Annotated in this window: 13 protein-coding genes and 1 tRNA gene; 2 read left to right on the plus strand and 12 right to left on the minus strand. The window is 71.5% G+C overall.

The features are described 5' to 3' along the window. Positions 1–192 precede the first annotated feature (192 nt). The 12 genes from RBH18_RS29035 to RBH18_RS29090 all read right to left on the minus strand — a co-directional run bounded on the left by RBH18_RS29035 (position 193) and on the right by RBH18_RS29090 (position 12811). Entirely contained in the window at positions 193–1098 is a 906-nt protein-coding gene (locus tag RBH18_RS29035; RefSeq protein WP_306213565.1) for a glycosyltransferase family 2 protein, read from the minus strand. Continuing rightward, positions 1095–1697 (minus strand): glycosyltransferase, encoded by a 603-nt coding sequence (locus RBH18_RS29040; RefSeq protein WP_306213567.1) that lies wholly within the window; start codon positions 1695–1697, stop codon positions 1095–1097. The genes RBH18_RS29035 and RBH18_RS29040 overlap by 4 nt, the downstream gene beginning before the upstream one ends. Further along, entirely contained in the window at positions 1694–2176 is a 483-nt protein-coding gene (locus RBH18_RS29045) for a glycosyltransferase family protein (protein ID WP_306213569.1), read from the minus strand. Before RBH18_RS29045 ends, RBH18_RS29040 begins: the two co-directional genes overlap by 4 nt. A gap of 267 nt (positions 2177–2443) precedes the next feature. Continuing rightward, on the minus strand, positions 2444–3646 hold the full coding sequence (locus tag RBH18_RS29050) for a hypothetical protein (RefSeq protein WP_306213571.1): 1203 nt from the start codon (positions 3644–3646) through the stop codon (positions 2444–2446). Next, complete coding sequence (locus RBH18_RS29055; protein WP_372339003.1) at positions 3643–4506, minus strand: sulfotransferase domain-containing protein; 864 nt, start codon at positions 4504–4506, stop codon at positions 3643–3645. The genes RBH18_RS29050 and RBH18_RS29055 overlap by 4 nt, the downstream gene beginning before the upstream one ends. A gap of 26 nt (positions 4507–4532) precedes the next feature. After that, positions 4533–5924: an MATE family efflux transporter gene (locus RBH18_RS29060; RefSeq protein ID WP_306213575.1), complete on the minus strand. Its 1392-nt coding sequence runs from the start codon at positions 5922–5924 to the stop codon at positions 4533–4535. Then, positions 5921–7258, minus strand: coding sequence for an O-antigen ligase family protein (locus tag RBH18_RS29065; protein WP_306213577.1), 1338 nt, complete (start codon positions 7256–7258; stop codon positions 5921–5923). Before RBH18_RS29065 ends, RBH18_RS29060 begins: the two co-directional genes overlap by 4 nt. Then, a complete protein-coding gene (locus RBH18_RS29070) occupies positions 7251–8705 on the minus strand; it encodes a hypothetical protein (RefSeq protein WP_306213579.1) in 1455 nt (484 codons plus the stop codon). The genes RBH18_RS29065 and RBH18_RS29070 overlap by 8 nt, the downstream gene beginning before the upstream one ends. Then, entirely contained in the window at positions 8698–9240 is a 543-nt protein-coding gene (locus tag RBH18_RS29075; protein ID WP_306213622.1) for an acyltransferase, read from the minus strand. The genes RBH18_RS29070 and RBH18_RS29075 overlap by 8 nt, the downstream gene beginning before the upstream one ends. 154 nt (positions 9241–9394) lie before the next feature. Beyond that, positions 9395–11293 carry a delta-60 repeat domain-containing protein gene (locus RBH18_RS29080; protein WP_372339004.1) on the minus strand — a complete coding sequence of 633 codons (1899 nt, stop codon included), beginning with the start codon at positions 11291–11293 and terminating at the stop codon, positions 9395–9397. Positions 11294–11925: 632 nt separating this feature from the next. Continuing rightward, positions 11926–12099: a hypothetical protein gene (locus tag RBH18_RS29085; protein ID WP_306213583.1), complete on the minus strand. Its 174-nt coding sequence runs from the start codon at positions 12097–12099 to the stop codon at positions 11926–11928. A gap of 639 nt (positions 12100–12738) precedes the next feature. Next, positions 12739–12811: transfer RNA gene (locus RBH18_RS29090), tRNA-Lys, on the minus strand. 228 nt (positions 12812–13039) lie between these two features. On the opposite strand from RBH18_RS29090, the gene RBH18_RS29095 reads away from it, so the two are divergent. Both RBH18_RS29095 and RBH18_RS29100 read left to right on the plus strand, forming a co-directional pair. Next, entirely contained in the window at positions 13040–14356 is a 1317-nt protein-coding gene (locus RBH18_RS29095; protein ID WP_306213624.1) for a L,D-transpeptidase, read from the plus strand. Between the two features lie 108 nt (positions 14357–14464). Then, positions 14465–15703 carry a L,D-transpeptidase gene (locus RBH18_RS29100; RefSeq protein ID WP_306213585.1) on the plus strand — a complete coding sequence of 413 codons (1239 nt, stop codon included), beginning with the start codon at positions 14465–14467 and terminating at the stop codon, positions 15701–15703. Positions 15704–16091 lie beyond the last annotated feature (388 nt).

A 16091-nucleotide genomic window follows, 5' to 3' on the forward strand; every position in this document is an offset into this window, starting at 1 on the left:
GTCGACGAAGGAGAAGGTGGTCTTCAGCGGGGGGCGGTCCTGCGGGCCAGCGGGGCCTACTAGATCCCGCGGCGGCGCTTGCGCGGGCCTGCGGGCCTGTCGGATCGCGCGGCGGCGCTTGTGGGGGACGCGGGCCTGCGGGCCTGTCGGATCGCGCGGCGGCGCTTGTGCGGGACGCGGGCCTGCGGCCTGTCAGATCCCGCGGCCGCGCTTGTGCAGGATGCGGACCACGGTGCCCGGGCGAATGAGCCGCCCGGCCACCGCCATCGCGAGATAGGCGCGCGGCTCCCGGCGGTTGCCCGCGAGGGTCCGCCGCGCCCAGTGCGCCGCGGCCCGGGAGCGGCCCTGGGCGGCCTCGGCGAAGGCGATCTGCCCCGCGACCCGGGCCAGCCCGGCGGGCTCCTGCTCGAACTCGGGGTAGCGCTCCAGCAGCCACCGCAGCGCCGACGAGATGGTCTGCCAGCGCTGGGAGAAGTAGGAACTGCGGTGCCAGCGCACGATCGTGCCCGGCTCCCGCACGTTGACCAGGGGCGCGTGCCGAGCGGCCCGCAGCAGGAACTCGTAGTCCTCCGCGTAGCTGCCCGGGATCTCCTCGTCGACGAGCCCGATGCCGTCGCGCAGCGCCGAGGCTCGCATGAGGAACGTGGACGGATGCAGCTCGGTCATCCGGTCGCGCAGCAGGGCGCTCAGCGGGATCCGGTCCAGGTCCAGCACCCGGTCGAACTCGGTGCCGTCGTAGGTGACCCGGATGCCGCAGCACGCGAAGTCGCCGCCGGTCGCCTCGAGCGCGGCGAGCTGGGACTTGAGCTTGCCGGGCAGCCACTCGTCGTCATCGTCGCAGAAGCCCACGAAGGAGCCCCGGGCGGCGAGGATGCCGGTGTTGCGCGCGCCCGCCAGCCCGGGCTTGCGGTCGTTGACGATCACCCGGACCGTGCGATCGGAGGAGGACCGGGCGAGCGACAGGTCCGGCTCGGACCGGTCGTAGACCACGACGACCTCGATCGGGCCGGCGTGCTCCTGGGCGGTCACCGCCTCGATGGCCCGACGCAGGAGCTCGGGACGGTCCCGGGTCGGGATGACCACGGAGACGAGGGTCACTTGCGCCGCCGCCTCTTGTCCGCGAGCAGTCCGTCGACGATCTGGCCGACCCGGTGCACGGCGGCCATCTGCGCGGCCGCCGGGGCGGTGGTGACATGGGCCGGGAAGCCGGACAGCCCGTCGCGGAGGGCCAGCTCCAGCTCGCGCGCCGAGGAACACAGGCGGATGACCCCGCTCGCGGCCATCCGCGAGGCGAAGAGCATCTGGTGATTGTCGACATGCTCCCCGTACGCCGGATCGCGCGCCACCACGATCGGCAGGTGACCGTGCCGCCGGGCCTCGGTGATGCTGGCGGGCCCGCCGTGCGTGACCACGACCCGGGCCTGGGCCATGGCCGCGCCGAGCTGGTCGTGCGCGAGGAACGGGGTGGCGCCGGGGATCAGTGGCGGCCGGCTGCTGCCGTGCTGGACGACGAGCCGGGGCCGGACGGGCTGCCGCAGCCACCACTGCTCGACCCAGCCCAGGAGCCGGTCGAAGTGGTGCTTGTCGGTGCCCACCGACACCAGGACGTCGAGCGTGCCGGTGTGCTGCGGGTGATCGTCGTGCGCCCCCGACCGCGGCTGGGGGATCGCCGCCGTCTCGTGCCGGGGCAGGGTCATATCAGCTGACCCACCACCGTGGCATCGGGGTAGAAGCGGCGCTGCTCCTCCCACTGCACCAGCATCGCCGAGAGCAGCGGGCGGCACAGGCGGGCGGTCAGCGTCGGGGTGTCGATGCGGTCGATGACCTCGATGTAGACGGTGGGGATCCGCAGCACCCAGGCCATGAACACGAACGGCACGGCCACGCCGGCGCCGGTCGTCAGCAGCGCGCTGACCCGCCCGCGCCGCACGACGCGCAGGGCCAGCAGCAGGTTGCGGAGGAGGTTCCACACGTTGCGGGTCGTCGGGTGGTGCGCCCACGTGACGTCCTCGCCCTGCAGCAGCGAGAGCGCGTCCGGGGTGTCGAAGCTGACCCAGTGCCGGGACCGCTCCCTGTACCACGGCTCGAGGGCGAGCAGCTGGGCCAGATGGCCGCCGCTGGACGCGACGAAGAGCAGTGGCGGCCCCTCCGGATTGTCGTCCGGCACGGCAGGCATGCAACCCCCTCTACAGGTCAATGGCGGCCAATGTAGCGGCAACCTGAAATGTATATCCCGCGGCCCCGGCGAAGCGCCAGAGGGCGGTACGCAGCCGCGTATTTCTTCGGTGCTCGATCTTCGTATCGTGCAAAATTCCGGCCCGGCTGAGCAGGGTGTGTTCAGGCGGAATTCAACATGTTCGATTTGCATGGTCACGCGGAGTGGGATGCGACATACCCTATTGCGAAAGTAGGTTTTGCTGCGTGCCGAGGCGAATACTCGGCGTCACGAATTCCGGAATTCGAGAACCTCCAGCAGCGCGGGGTGCAGGTCCGGATTCCAGCCCGCGCCCCCGGCGGCGAGCCGCCACGTGCGCAACCACATCTCGATCAGGTACGCGTCCACCACCGGCCCGGCCGCCGCGGGCTCCAGCCCCAGCGCGGGACCGTGCCGCCGCACCGCCGCGACGGCCGCCCCGGCAGCCTCGCCCGCGCGCCGGCCACCCACGACCAGAGCGGTGTTGAACGCCTGGTGCGCCAGGTCGAAGCCGACGGGCACGCCCGGTCCACTGTGCTCCCAGTCCCAGGCGACCAGTGCCGGTGTCGCCGCGGGCACCTCACCGAGGTTCCACGGCACCCAGTCGCCGTGCCAGTCACCGAACTCGACGGCGACCCCGGCGGCCCGGGACGCCAGCGCTGCCACGGCGGTGCGGATCGCCGTACCCTCCGGGCCCGGGACCCGGTCGGTCTCCTGGCGCAAGCGGTGCAGGAAGGGTGACTCCGCCAGGGGAACCCGCTCCCCAGCCGGGCCGCCGCGCCGCGCCACCGCGAGCATCGCCGCCGGTCGCGGCTCGTCCGGATCGGTGAGCCGGCGCACCCGCTCGGGCAGGGGAGCGGTGACGCCGATCTCCTGGCCCGCCCACTCGCCGGCGTGCAGCGGCCGCGGCGTGATGGGGTAGTCGGGTCCGGCGTTGCGCGGCAGCCCGCGCAGAGCAGCGGACTCGGCGCGGACCAGCCCGCGTGTGGCCTGGTTCCAGCCGACCTTCGCATAGCCGCGCGGCTGGCCGTCGGGCCCGAAGAGCTGCAGGGTCGGCTTGCGGTTGGGATCGGGCGGCCGGATGCCGATCGCCGCGAGCAGGGCCGGCTCCCGCAACACCGAGGCGAGATGGTCGGCAAGGGACTCGCCGCCCGTCGCGGAGAGGACGGGGAACGGCAACGCACCCGCCCGGGCGAAGGATCCCATCACCGCCCGCGCGGCGCGGGTGGGACCCGAGCGCAGCCCGTTGTACGCCAGCATCGAGCTCGCCGCCACCCGCCGGTTGCCCAGCGGGATGAGGAACCGCGCGCGCTCGACCGACGGCACGATCGCCCACGCCGGCGCGCCGGGAGCCGCGTGCCGCCCCACGGTGACCTGCCACGCGTCGCCGGGGAAGAGCGCGCGCGTGACCCAGCCCAGCCCGTCCTCGCGTGCCCGGGGGTCGAGGCTCATCCGGCCCACTCGAACGTCATGCCGAGCCGCTCGGCCAGCGCCGCGTTGTAGGGCCGGTAGTAGTCGGTCAGCTCCGCGCGGATCGCCGGGTCCATCGGGGCCGACTTGCGGCCGTTGAACACCTCGTAGCTGTCCAGCTCGTGCGGGGGCAGACCGATGAACCGCAACACCTTGGCGTACGTCGCGGCGGGGTCGGCGTACAGGGTCTCGCTGGGCACGAACAGCAGCTGCTGCCGGGGGAACCGCTGCAACCACGGCTCGAGGTGCTCCAGATAACGGCCCCGCGCCCGGTACGTGTACCAGTCGTACGCCTCGCTGAACAGGTTCGGGTCGTCGATGAGCCGCTCCCGCTCGCCGGCCGTACGTTCCTCCTCTGCAGCCAGCGCCTCGGCGAAGCCCAGCGGCTCCTTGCCCTCGGTCCGGCGCTCCTTCCAGTGCGAGTAGGCCCGCTCGACCGGGTCCCGGAGCAGGCAGACCAGCCGCACCTCGGGCATGAGCGAGCGCACCCGGTACGGGGCGAGCGGGTGGAACATGTACAGCGGCGCGGCCTCGCCGACCTTGGGCTCGGCGCCGTACTTGCGCTCGAGGGCCTTGCGCCGCCGGTCGGTCGGGAAGTGCGAGCGGTACCACTGCTCGCCGCGGTGCCAGTTCTCCTCGAAGTAGTGCGAGGTCTTGGTGTTCCACGCGGGGAACAGCCGCGGCACGAGCGGGTGCCGGATCAGGTAGTTCCACAACGACGTGGTGCCGCCGCGCTTGGTGCCGATGACCAGGAAGTCCGGCAGCGCCCGTTGCTCGCTGGTCGCCTCGCCGTAGCGGACGAGCGGCTTCTTGGCCTGTTCCCGCAGGCCGGCCGGCGCGATGCTCTTCGCCTTGTCCTTGAGCGTGGTCACGGCCTCAGCCCTTTCATTCGGATCGTCACGGCGGCCCGCACGCGGCGATCAGTGGCCGCGACCAGGAGAATGCAGGCCAGCAGGGCGGCCGTGACGAGGAGACCTGTTGTTCCGCGGCCGGCAATGGCGATGCCGGCGGCGCCGGTGAGCCCCACCGCGGCGAGCGTGGCGGCCGCTGTCAGGACGGCCTGGCGGCTGAGGACCGCGGCGCCGATGACCTTGCGGGCGGCGAGGGCGGCAATCACGTTCTCGACCACGATGCCGGTGCCCCAGGCCGTGGCGGCGCCCGTGAGGCCGTACCCGGGAATGAGCAGGAAGCTGAGACCGACGGTGCAGGCCAGACCGGCCACGGTGGCCACCAGATGGTTGCGGCTGCGGCCGCTCATCAGCAACACCGTCTGTACGGTCCCCAGCCCCACGTTGACGAGCATGGCGCCCGCGAGGATCGCCATCGCCGTTGCGCCCGCCGTGAACTCGCCGCCGAACAAGCGCAGGAACGCCGGGGCGAACAGGGCGAGCAACAGGTAGATCGGCCACGACAGCGCGATGGCGACGGTGGTCGTCTGCCGGTGCACCGCCGCGGCCTCGCCGGTGCGACCCGCGCCGAGCAGGCGGGACAGCTGCGGCGCGATCGCCACGCGCAGGCCCTGGAGGGCGAGCTGGCCGGCGAGGACGTACCGGCCGACACCGCCGAAGACGCCCGCGTCGGCCTGGGTCGCCAGCGCCGCGGTGAGCAGGACGCCCACCCACATGCTGCTGCTGTCGATGGCCGCCGACACCGCGCGGGGCAACGCGAAGCCCCAGAGCGTCCGCCATTCCTCCGGCTTGCCGGGGCGGCCGACCAGCAGGAGGCAGACCACGAGGGCCGCGACCGCCGGGAGAACCCAGCCCACCATGGCCGCGGCCACCCCGCCGCCGGCGAGCGCGACCGCACCGATGAGAATCGGCCGGCCCACGGGCAACAGGACAAACTGGACGGCAGCGTACGAGCCGATCGGTCGCGTGGCGCGCACGGCGGACAGCAGGATCGTCATCGCCACCATGACGGGGACGGCGAGCAGCACGACCTCTGTCGCGAGGCCCGCGACGGCCACCAGGATGCTCAGGGTCAGGGGCGGGAGGAGGGCGACGGTGAGCAGGCTGCGCTTGGCGCCGGGGTGCCGGGGGAGGGCCCAGACCAGAGCCGTGTCGGCGCCCAGGCAACAGACGGCGGAGACGACGGTCAGCAGGCCGATCGCGGTGAAAATGGCGCCGGCGCCGTCCGGGCCGAAGCCGCGGGCCAGCACGACGGCGAGCAGGAAGCCGAAGAGGCCGCTGACAGCGGCGCCGGCGAGACCGATCAGGCCGCTGCGGGCACCCTGGCGGCGCTCGGCTGTCGCGGTGGTCACAGCACCCCCTGCGTCGGGCGGCGCGTGAGGGCCATCTCGAAGACGCGGACCGGGCGGCGTACCGGGCCGTCGACCGCGGCCATCGCCAGGCCGGCGGCGAAGCAGAGCACGGAGAGGTTCTGGAAGGTCACGCCGTAGAACGGCAGCTGCACGAGGCCGATCACCGGGACCGTGGCGAGCCACTGGCCGGCCGCGGACACCGCGCGGCCCAGCTTGAGGGCGACGAGCAGGAACCAGCCGACGAACAGCAGCGCCGCGGGGACGCCGTGCGACACCAGCACCTGCCAGAACTGGCCCTGCGTACCGACCGGTGCCGCGGCCGTGGTGGTGTCCACTGTGACCGGTCCGCCGTAGCCGAGCAGCGGCGAGCGCTCGGCCAACAGCAGCGCCTGCGAGTAGAGGCTGAGCCGGTCGACCGTGCTGTCACTGTTGCTGGTGCGGTTGGAGATGAGCTGAGTGACCGGGATGAAGAGCGTGGTGAGCCCGCCCAGGCCGGCGGCCAGGATCACGGTGACGATCACCTTGATCTGGCGGCGGGCGATGCCGCGGAAGGCGAGGACGGCGAGGCCCGCGCCGAGGCTCAGGAACATGGCCCGGTTGAGCGTGAGGAACGCCGGCACGATCGACAGCGGCAGCGAGACGAGCAGGAGGACGCGCAGGACGCGGCCGCGGGTGGACAGCAGGTACGCGATCATGCACGGCAGCAGCACCGCCCACGTGCTGCCCCACGTGTTGGTGTACGGGTACGGCGCCGACGGCCGGAAGATCGGGTTCGCCGACGTCTCGCTGAACTCGCTGGCCTGCAGGTGCACCAGGTCGAAGATGAACGGGTTCGCGGCCAGGTTGTCGGGCAGCGCCGCCTCGAGCGGGCTGACCACGGACAGCCGGGGGAACAGCACGCCCACCCAGCCCAGCACGACCAGCCCGAGCCAGAAGAGCGCCAGCGGCCGGAAGATCCGGTGCCAGTGCTGCCCCTCGCGCAGGGTCGCGTAGATGTAGACGAACACGGTCGCCGCGGTCGCGTAGAAGGCGAAGCGCAACCCGGCGACCAGCAGGTCCCCGCCGCCCGACAGCCGGGTGAAGGAGAGGGCGACGAGCCCGCAGAAGACGACCCAGACACCGGTGCCCGACGGCAGCTCGACCCGCTCCCGCCGCAGCACGAGCAGCAGGAGCAGGACGAGCCCGAAGGCCGGCCAGAGCAGGAAGAACCCGCCGGAGACCCACAGCAGCGGCATGCCGCCGAACATCACCAGGATCGGCCAGATCGGGAGCCGGGTGATGGGGATGCGGATCTTCGGCTTCTCCGGCAGCCGGATGATCTGGGTGTCAGTCATGTGGTCCCACCGCTACGACCCCCAGCACGTTGACGCCGGTGAGCCGGAGGGTGTTCGCGAGCCGTTCCAGGTCGGTCGCCCGGGTGTAGTCGCGGCGCACGACGACCACGGCGGCCGACTCGCGCGCGGCCCGGATGCCCCAGTCGTCCTGCTCGGCGGGGGAGGCCCGGATCACGGTGACCGTGGCGGCCTCCGGCTCCGGCGGCGCCAGCAGCAGGATCCGGCCGGAGCCGACCGGCACGGACGAGGTGAACGACCCGCGGGCCACCGCCGTCCCGTTGCGCTGCGCGCCGGCGTTGCCGTTGTCGCCGCCGCCGGCCACCAGCCGCGAGCGCGCGTCGGAGGCGTCCTTGGTGTGGTCCTCCCAGCCGACGGTGTTGCCCTGCCCGGCCAGCGTCAGCGCCAGCCCGGTCGCGACCGAGGTCGGCAGGTCGCCCGGCTGCGTGCTGAGCAGCACGATGCGGCGGTGCGGGATCGGGCCGAGCTGGCCCAGGATCGCCAGGCTCAGGTAGCGCAGGTCGGCCGTGTGCCGCCGCTTGTCGTTGCGGAACCGCGGGCCGCCCAGGTCGGCGAGCAGCGGGAAGCCGCTCACCGCGGACGCCTCGGTGCCCGAGCGGACCCGCCTGTCCAGGCCCTCGAGCGCGAACGAGCCCACGGCGCCGGCCAGCGCGCCCGCGATGATCGCGACGAAGGCGTAGATGGGCGCCATGTCGTGGTTGGACGGCAGCGGCGGCGCCGCGACCCGGGTCACGTTGCCCGGCGTCACGTCGATCGCCGCGGTCGTGGTCCGCCGGTCGGTCAGGTCGCCCAGCTGGTCGTCCAGGCCGCCGAGCTGGTTGAGGAGGGCGGTCGTGGAGGCCGAGACGTTCTCGGTGCTGCGGTCCGACAGGGTCTCGCGGAGCTGGTCGCGCTCCTTGGTGATCTCGTCGATGCTCTGGTCGTACGACTTGAGGATCGCGTCCCGCTGCTTGGCGTAGATGCCCTGGCGCACCGTCAGGTACGCGTTCGCGGCGGCGTTCGCGCCCGCGATGGCGTCGCCGGTCTCCGGTGCCACGTAACGGAACCGCAGCACCTGGGTGCCGGTGGGCAGCTCGACGGTCAGCCCGCTGCGGGCGGCCTCGGAGCTCTGGCCGGTGGCCTCCTGCACGGCGGCCACGACGTCCGTACCGGTGGCGATGCCGTTCTCGACGGTCATGTTGACGACGCGGTCCGCGCCCGGCCCGGGATAGCTGAACGGGTCGGTGACGACCGCGCGCACGGCGACCACGGCGACACCCTCGTACTTCGCGGGCAGCACCAGATAGACGATGCCCGCCAGCAGGCCGAGCAGCGCGCCGGCCGCGACCGGCTTCCACCGGTGCACCGGGATGCGGACGAGGTCGGTGAGCGTGACCGCGCGCCGCCCGCCGGCGATGTCGGTGCTGTCCATGCCGATGAGCTCAGCCATCGAAGCGCTTCACGATCTGCTGCGGGTTGCCGATGACCACGACCCGTTCCGGTACGTCCTCGCGCACCACGGCCGCCGCGCCCACGACCGAGTCGCGGCCGATGGTGACGCCCTTGAGCACGAGCGCGCCCGCCCCGATCCACACGTTGTCACCGACGGTGATCGGCGCACGGGTGCTCGGCGACGCGGGCTCGTGCCGCCGGGCGGGGTCGAGATTGTGGAACGTGTTGTCGACAAGCTCACAATCCGAGAGCAGGCTGCCGGCCCCGACGGTCACCGTCGTCCAGCAGCCGATCCAGGAGCCGTTCAACAGGGAACCGGGCCCGATCGTGACCACGCCCGGGCCGGCGAAGCGGACCCGCTTGTTGAGCCGGCAGCCGTCGCCGATGGTGACCCGCACGCCGCGCCGCAGCCGGATCCGGCCCCGGATCTGCACGTCTTTGCCCAGCGTGAGGCCGGGATAGCGGAGCTTGTACCAGGTCCGCTTGAGCCCGAAGACCACGCGGACGAGCCGCCCGGCGGGGCCGGACGGCAGAGGCGGTCGGTGCGGCGGCGCGGAGGTCTCGCCGGCCAGCGTTGTCGTGTCGCCCACGCTGCCTTCACTCCGTTCGTACGTTGTTCACCCGGACGGGTGCCGGTCGGGCAGCATCACCCGATCGGCACCCGGCCGTCAACTTGCCGCCGTCTCTTTACTGCGCTGCGAAATACAGGGTCTTGCTGGTCCAGGTCTTGCCGTTGTCAATGATCTTGACCGTCGAGCTGGTGGCCACCGTCGCCGCCGTCGGGGAGAAGGTCACCTTGCGCAACTTGCCGTCTGTGTTGCCGTAGACGATCGAGCCGTTGACCCAGGTGAGGCCGCGCACGGTCGACCACTTGATGCCGGTGGTGGCCGCCGTGAACTCCGTGGCGCCGACGATGTGACCGTCGGGCTCCAGGTAGCGGTAGTACAGCTTGTCGGCCGTGGACTTCGTGTAATAGATCCGGCCGCTGTAGTAGAACGCGCCCTGCATCGCGGACGTGCTGTACCAGCTGTTGTAGCCGGTGGCCCACGAAGCACCGATGACGCCCGCACCCGTCACCGACGAGGTGACCAGCTTGCCGGCCTTGTCCCAGTAGAGCTTGTCGCCGGCGCGGGTCGCGAAGCCCGTGCCGGTCATGTTGGCCTGGGCGACCGTGGTCGAGGCGCCGAGCGTCGTGCCGTTGAACGCGGTCCGCTTGAGCTTCTTGGCGGTGCCGCCGGACCACAGATAGCCGGTCGCGGCCGTGGGCGCCTGGACGGCGGCGACCGTACGCCCGCCGGTGGTCGGGAACATCGCCAGCCGGCCGTGGTACTCGTTGCCCAGCCCGTCGGAATTCTGCCCGACGTAGATGCCGTCGGCGCCCTTCCAGATCACCGGGACCGTCGAGCCCCAGGCCGTGGTGCCGGTCGGGGCGCCCGAGCGCCGCGGGTTCCAGGAGATCGGCATGCCGTTGCCCGGGTCGACCGCGGCGATGCCCAGCCGGTCCACCGCGCCGGGGCCTGCCTTGTCGACGGCGCCCGGGTTGTTGAGCCAGCGGAAGTGCCCGCCCAGGTAGATGACGTTGCCGGTGGCCTCGACCGAGGTGATCGTGTCGTTGCCGGTCAGGTCGATCCACGAGGCGTCCAGGGCGGTGCCCCGGGTGGCCGTCTCGAAGCGGGCCAGCGTGTCGCAGTAGGCGGCCGGCCAGCCCTCGCCGCCGTTGCTGCCCACGATGAAGTAGGAGCCGTCGTCGGAGAAGTCGATGTCCTGCACGTAGTGCGTGAACGTCGCCGGGGACTTGCACGGGGGCACGTAGCGCGTGGTGCTCCAGTTCGCCAGGGTCGGCGCCCCGGTCGTGCTGAGGTCGAGCACCGCGATCTGGTTGCGCGACACCTTGTTCACCAGCGTGAAGTTGCCGCCGATGACGAGCGTCCGGCCGTTCGGCGCGATGTCCATCGTCCACACGTACGGCGCGACGCTGTTGCGGCCGCCGGTGGCGTTCACCACGAATCCGCTGTCGATCGCCCCGGTGGCACTGTCGACGCGGGCGAGCCCGTGCCGCTCGACGCCGTTGAGATAGTTGAAGGCGCCGCCGACGTAGATCTTCCCGCCGTACTGCTTCAGGACGCGCACGTTGCCGCCGTCGGACTTGCCCGCCCAGCTGCTCACGGTCGCGCCGGTCGACGGGTCGACGGCCACCAGGTTGCGCCGCTCGACGCCGTTGACGCTGCGGAAGGCGCCGCCCACGACCAGCTTGCCGGCGGAGTTGACCTGGAGCGCGTTGACGGCACCGTCCAGCTTGGGCTTGAAGGTGGCGCTGACCGCCCCGGTCTTCTTGTTGTAGGAGAAGAGGTAGGACTGCGCGATCGTCGTCGCGGCGGCCGCCGTCCGGAGCTGGGTGAACGAGCCGCCCACGTAGATCGTGTCACCGATCTCCGCGAACGCCCGCACCTCGCCGTTGAGCGCGTGCGGCGTCACGTCGACGGGGTTGGCCGAGACCAGCTTCCCCGCGACCGGCGCGGGCACCACGCCGGCCGCCGCCGGGCTCGCCAGCAACCCGGAGGCGGCGACGAGCGACCCCGCGAGCAGGACGGCCGCGGCTCGGCGCGACCGTCCGACGGTGATAACAGACAAAGAAATTCAACCCTCTCCCGCCGGGGAGATGATCGCGTTTCGAGCCTTTGGCCCGCGCCCTCAATCTGCCCCATCCCGGTAATCCCGAGACAGGATATAGAAGAGGGTCCACCTTGGCTACTGCTGGAGCGCGCCGCTTCGCGCACCCCGGATGACCTGCGAAGACGCGACTCGGGTCCGATGTGGTTGGGAGCGCTTCCAACGCTTTAACCCCGCATTAAGCAGAGCCGGCCGACATTTGATCGCACAATCACAGTGACGTGAAGCACGCAGTTGCGAACCATCCCGCCAATCGGCCGACATCACTGTCAGTCGGCGCTCCGCAACAATGCGGCGCGGGCGATGTGCGGCATCTGAAAACGCGGCGGGCGCGGCCGTCCACTTCAGGCCAGAACGCTACCGTATCGTGCGCCCGGATCGCGAACGCATCTCGACTTCTCCCAGGGAACTCCGAGCCGTCCGGCGGGCCTCAGCAGGCGAGCACCATCACCTCAAGCACGACGTCCCCGGCCGCCGGGGTGCTCGCGTCGCACTGCGCGATGCCGGACCGCGGCCTCCGCCAGGAGCTGACGACGCCGCTGGTCGCTTCATCCCCCCGCAGCGGAGGCCTCCACGAGGACGACGGGCTCGTAGGCGACCATCGAGCCGGTTTCGTCGACGGCGGACTCGTCGACCGGGCCGCCTGCCCGGAGCGCGGCCGCGACGGTGAGCGGCCTGCCGTCCGATCCGGACGCCTGGGTGGGGTCGGAGATCTCGGTCACCACGGTCGCCTGGCTGACCGGTCCGAGAGAGACAGTCCCGTTGCTGCACGGCGCCGCGGCCGGCGGCTGTGACGTTGCGCTCACCGGGCCGCGGGCGCCGGTGTCATGCAGGCGGTCACCACGAGGGCGAGGGCGGCCGTGCCGTGTCCCACGGGTGGCCGGCGTTGTCAGCGATCGGCCCGCGCCGGCCCGGTGCGGGGGCTCGCGCTCATGCAGCGGTCGAGCCGGAAGCGCTCAGTGGTCGGGCCGCCTTTGCTCGGCGGTAGAGCCGGAAGTGCTCGAGTATCGGGCTGTCGCTCGCCCAGCGTTGATGCCGCACTTGCCCGGCAGCCGGCCGGCGAATCCCCGCAGCCGGAAGCGTGCTCGCGCGGCCGGAAGCGTGCTCGCGCGGCCGGAAGCGTGCTCGCGCGGCCGGAAACGTGCTCGCGCGGCCGGAGATGTGCCCGACGGCGGTGGGTGGGCGGACCCGGCGGCCGGGAACCGTGCTCGCGTGGTCGGAAACGCGCTCGCGCGGCTGGAAACGCGCTCGCGGGGCCGGGGTCGTGCTCGCGCGGCCGGGAAGTGCTCGTCCGGCGAGCCGGAAAAGCGAAAACCGCCGCCGGGGATTTCTCCCCGACAGCGGTCTGCTGTCGCATCGGGTGCGCCGCGTAGGACTTGAACCTACAACCCGCGGATTAAGAGTCCGCTGCTCTGCCAATTGAGCTAGCGGCGCCGGATCCTGCCGGTCTTGCTGTCTTGCCGTGTTGCTGGCCCTGCCTGGTGTTTCTCGCCGCCTTGGCTGTCCGCCCCGGCGACGAGAGAAACATTAACACGACCCCTGCCGAGCCCAAAAATCCGCCCCCTCCGCATGATCGCCGCGTGCAACCTCCGGTCGGTGGAGGGCGTCTTCTTCATGGGTGAGGCAGGATGGCCGCGCGGAACGTGAGAGACGGGGCAGATGATGGTCAGCATGCGGCGAGGGCTCCTGAAGGCCCTGGCTCTGGTGGTGGTGGCGCCCGTGGCGCTGGCGGCTTGCGGGCAGGGTGACGACGCGCCGGCAGCGGCTACGGGGGTGTCCGGCTCGGCGTCGCCGAGTGCGGCGGCGGCCGGTTCGGTGGCGCCCAGTGCGGGCGCGCCGGTCACCGAGTCGGGCACGGTGTCGGGGGCGGCTCCGGCCCAGTCCGGGGCGCTTCAGCTGGCTGTGACTCCCGCCACGGGGAAGAAGAGCGTTCCGGTCAGCGCGGAGATCGGGTTCAGCGTGTCCGGCGGGCAGGTGACGACGGTCTCGCTGAAGGATGCGAAGGGCAAGGCCGTCGCGGGCGCGCTGCGGGAGGACGGTTCGGCCTGGGTGCCGGCGAGCCCCCTCAAGACCAGCGCCAAGTACGAGGCGAGCGTCACGGCCACGGATGCCGCCGGCGCCACGGCGACGAAGACCACCACGTTCACCACCATGGGCAAGCCCGCCCGGAAGACCGGCACGGGGCTCTACCTGTTCGACGATCACACGTACGGCGTGGCGATGCCGATCGTGGTGGAGTTCAACCCGGGGATCAAGAAGGCGGACCGGGCCGCCGTACAGAAGCGGTTGTTCGTCAAGAGTGAGCCGGCGCAGCCCGGCACCTGGTCGTGGACCTCGAGTGGCACCCAGGCCTATTACCGGGCGCCCGAGTTCTGGCAGAGCGGGACGAAGCTCACAGTGCGCATCGCGGTGGGTGGCCTGCCGACCGGCGGCGGGCGCTACGGCGACCGGGACCGGTCCGCGACCGCGAAGATCGGGCGCAGCTTCGTCATGAAGGTCGACAACAAGACCAAGAAGATGACCGTGGTGCAGGGCGGCAAGACGGTGCGGACGATGCCGGTGAGCCTGGGCTCGAAGAAGAACCCGTCGTCCAGCGGCACGATGGTCGTGATGGAGAAGCTGGAGCACACCGTCTTCGACACGATGAACGAGCTGCCGGCGGGCGAGGGCTACCGCACCGAGATCGACTACGCGCAGCGGCTCACGTGGTCGGGGCAGTACATCCACTCCGCTCCGTGGTCGGTCGGTGACCAAGGCCGGCGGAATGTGTCACACGGATGTGTCAACGTGTCCCCGTCGAACGCTCGCTGGCTGTTCGCCCGGACTCTCGTGGGTGATCCGATCACCGTGCGGGGTACGGAGGACAAGCTGGCGTACGGAAACGGCTGGACCCCGTGGGACGTGAGCTGGAAGGAGTTCGTGAAGGGCAGCGCGCTGCCCGTGTCCGCGGAGCTCGCCGCCGCCGGGGCTGATCAATAAGAAAGATTTAAGGCTAGAGTTCTGGCGGGCGTGGCACGAATCAGGGATGGGGGACCCGTCATCCGTGACGGATGATGGGCACCGGACCGAGGTGCGGTGAGAGGGATCATGAGGCTTCGTGGAGTGACCGGCAGGACCGGCGGGTGGCGGTGGCGTTCCGCCGCGGCCGCCGTGGTGGCCGCCAGCGTGCTGCTCAGCGCGGGTTGCAGCGGCAGTGACAAGTCCGCGTCGCCCTCGTGGCAGGGCAGCGGTGCGAGCGGCTCCGCGGCTCCCTCCGCGTCGCCGCAGCCGCCGGAGAGCACGGTCGCGGTGACGGCCCCCAAGGCCGCGGCGACGGGCGTCAAGGCGATCACCGAGATCAAGTACGCCACCGACGACCCGGGCAACACCTCCGTCGTGGTCACCGACTCCGCCGGCAAGGAGGTGAAGGGCACGCTCGACAAGGACGAGAAGACCTTCACGCCCGCGAGCGCGCTCGGCTGGGGCAAGAAGTACACGGTGACGGTCACCGGCACGCCCTCCGGCGACAAGATCGGCACGGCGTCCAGCACCTTCACCGTGATGAAGAAGCCGGCCAACCTCGTCCGCATCAACAGCTTCCTGGGCGACGGCAGCAAGGTCGGCGTCGGGATGCCGATCATCATGAAGTTCGGCCGCTCGGTGCCCGAGAGCTACCGGGCCGCGGTCGAGCGCCGGATGACGGTCACCGCGCAGCCCGCCCAGGAGGGCAGCTGGTACTGGCTGAGCGGCACCGAGATGCACTGGCGCCCGAAGACGTACTGGAAGGCCGGCAGCAAGGTCCACTACAGCGTCCAGCTCAAGGGCGTGGAGATGGGCAAGGGCTGGTACGGCCGCTCGGACCTGACCGTCGACTTCAACGTCGGCCGCTCGTTCGTGATGACCGTCTCCGACAAGACCAAGAGGATGACGGTCAAGCAGGACGGCAAGGTCATCAAGACCATCCCGGTCAGCCTCGGCAAGAAGAGCACCCCCTCCTCGAGCGGCACGATGGTCGTCATCGAGAAGAAGGAGCACACCGTCTTCGACACGATGGACGAGCTCCCCGAGGGCGAGGGCTACCGCACCGACATCGACTACGCCCAGCGCATCACCTGGGGCGGCCAGTTCATCCATGCCGCCCCCTGGTCCGAGGGCGTGCAGGGCCGCACCAACGTCTCCCACGGCTGCGTCAACGTCTCCGAGGCCATGGGCAAGTGGCTCTTCGACCGCACCATGATGGGCGACGTCATCACGGTCAGCGGCACCCCGCGCGACCTCAAGTGGGGCGACGGCTGGACCGACTGGGACGTGAGCTGGTCCCAGTGGAAGAAGGGCAGCGCCCTCTGACGCGGCCCACCTCCTGAGCACTCCCGCACCGCGGGCCGGTCACCCACGACCGGCCCGCGCTGCTTGTCCCGGTACGCCCACGCGCTTTCCGGGTACGCCCCCGCGCGGCCACCACGCCGCATCAGCCCGGGGCAAACGGCTCAGCGCGAGCCTGCTGACCGGGAGCCGCGCACACGACGCATCGGCTCGGCCGGGGCACATGGCGCGCCGTGGGCCTGCTGACCGGGAGCCGCGCACACGGACGTATCGGCTCGGCCAAGGCAAACGGCGCAGCGCGGGCTTGCCGACCGGGAGCCGCGCACACGACGCATCGGCTCGGCGGGTGAACGGCGCGGCGCGGGCCTGTCGATCGGAAGCCGCGGCAACCGTGGGGTCTTGGTGCCTCCGG

Source organism: Actinoplanes oryzae (assembly GCF_030757795.1).
Lineage (GTDB): Bacteria > Actinomycetota > Actinomycetes > Mycobacteriales > Micromonosporaceae > Actinoplanes.

Bases quoted from the DNA above. Each gene is read 5' to 3' on its own strand.
- RBH18_RS29040 (WP_306213567.1), bottom strand. From the start codon at position 1,697: ATGACCCTGCCCCGGCACGAGACGGCGGCGATCCCCCAGCCGCGGTCG.
- RBH18_RS29045 (WP_306213569.1), bottom strand. From the start codon at position 2,176: ATGCCTGCCGTGCCGGACGACAATCCGGAGGGGCCGCCACTGCTCTTC.
- RBH18_RS29050 (WP_306213571.1), bottom strand. From the start codon at position 3,646: ATGAGCCTCGACCCCCGGGCACGCGAGGACGGGCTGGGCTGGGTCACG.
- RBH18_RS29065 (WP_306213577.1), bottom strand. From the start codon at position 7,258: ATGACTGACACCCAGATCATCCGGCTGCCGGAGAAGCCGAAGATCCGC.
- RBH18_RS29070 (WP_306213579.1), bottom strand. From the start codon at position 8,705: ATGGCTGAGCTCATCGGCATGGACAGCACCGACATCGCCGGCGGGCGG.
- RBH18_RS29095 (WP_306213624.1), top strand. From the start codon at position 13,040: ATGGTCAGCATGCGGCGAGGGCTCCTGAAGGCCCTGGCTCTGGTGGTG.
- RBH18_RS29100 (WP_306213585.1), top strand. From the start codon at position 14,465: ATGAGGCTTCGTGGAGTGACCGGCAGGACCGGCGGGTGGCGGTGGCGT.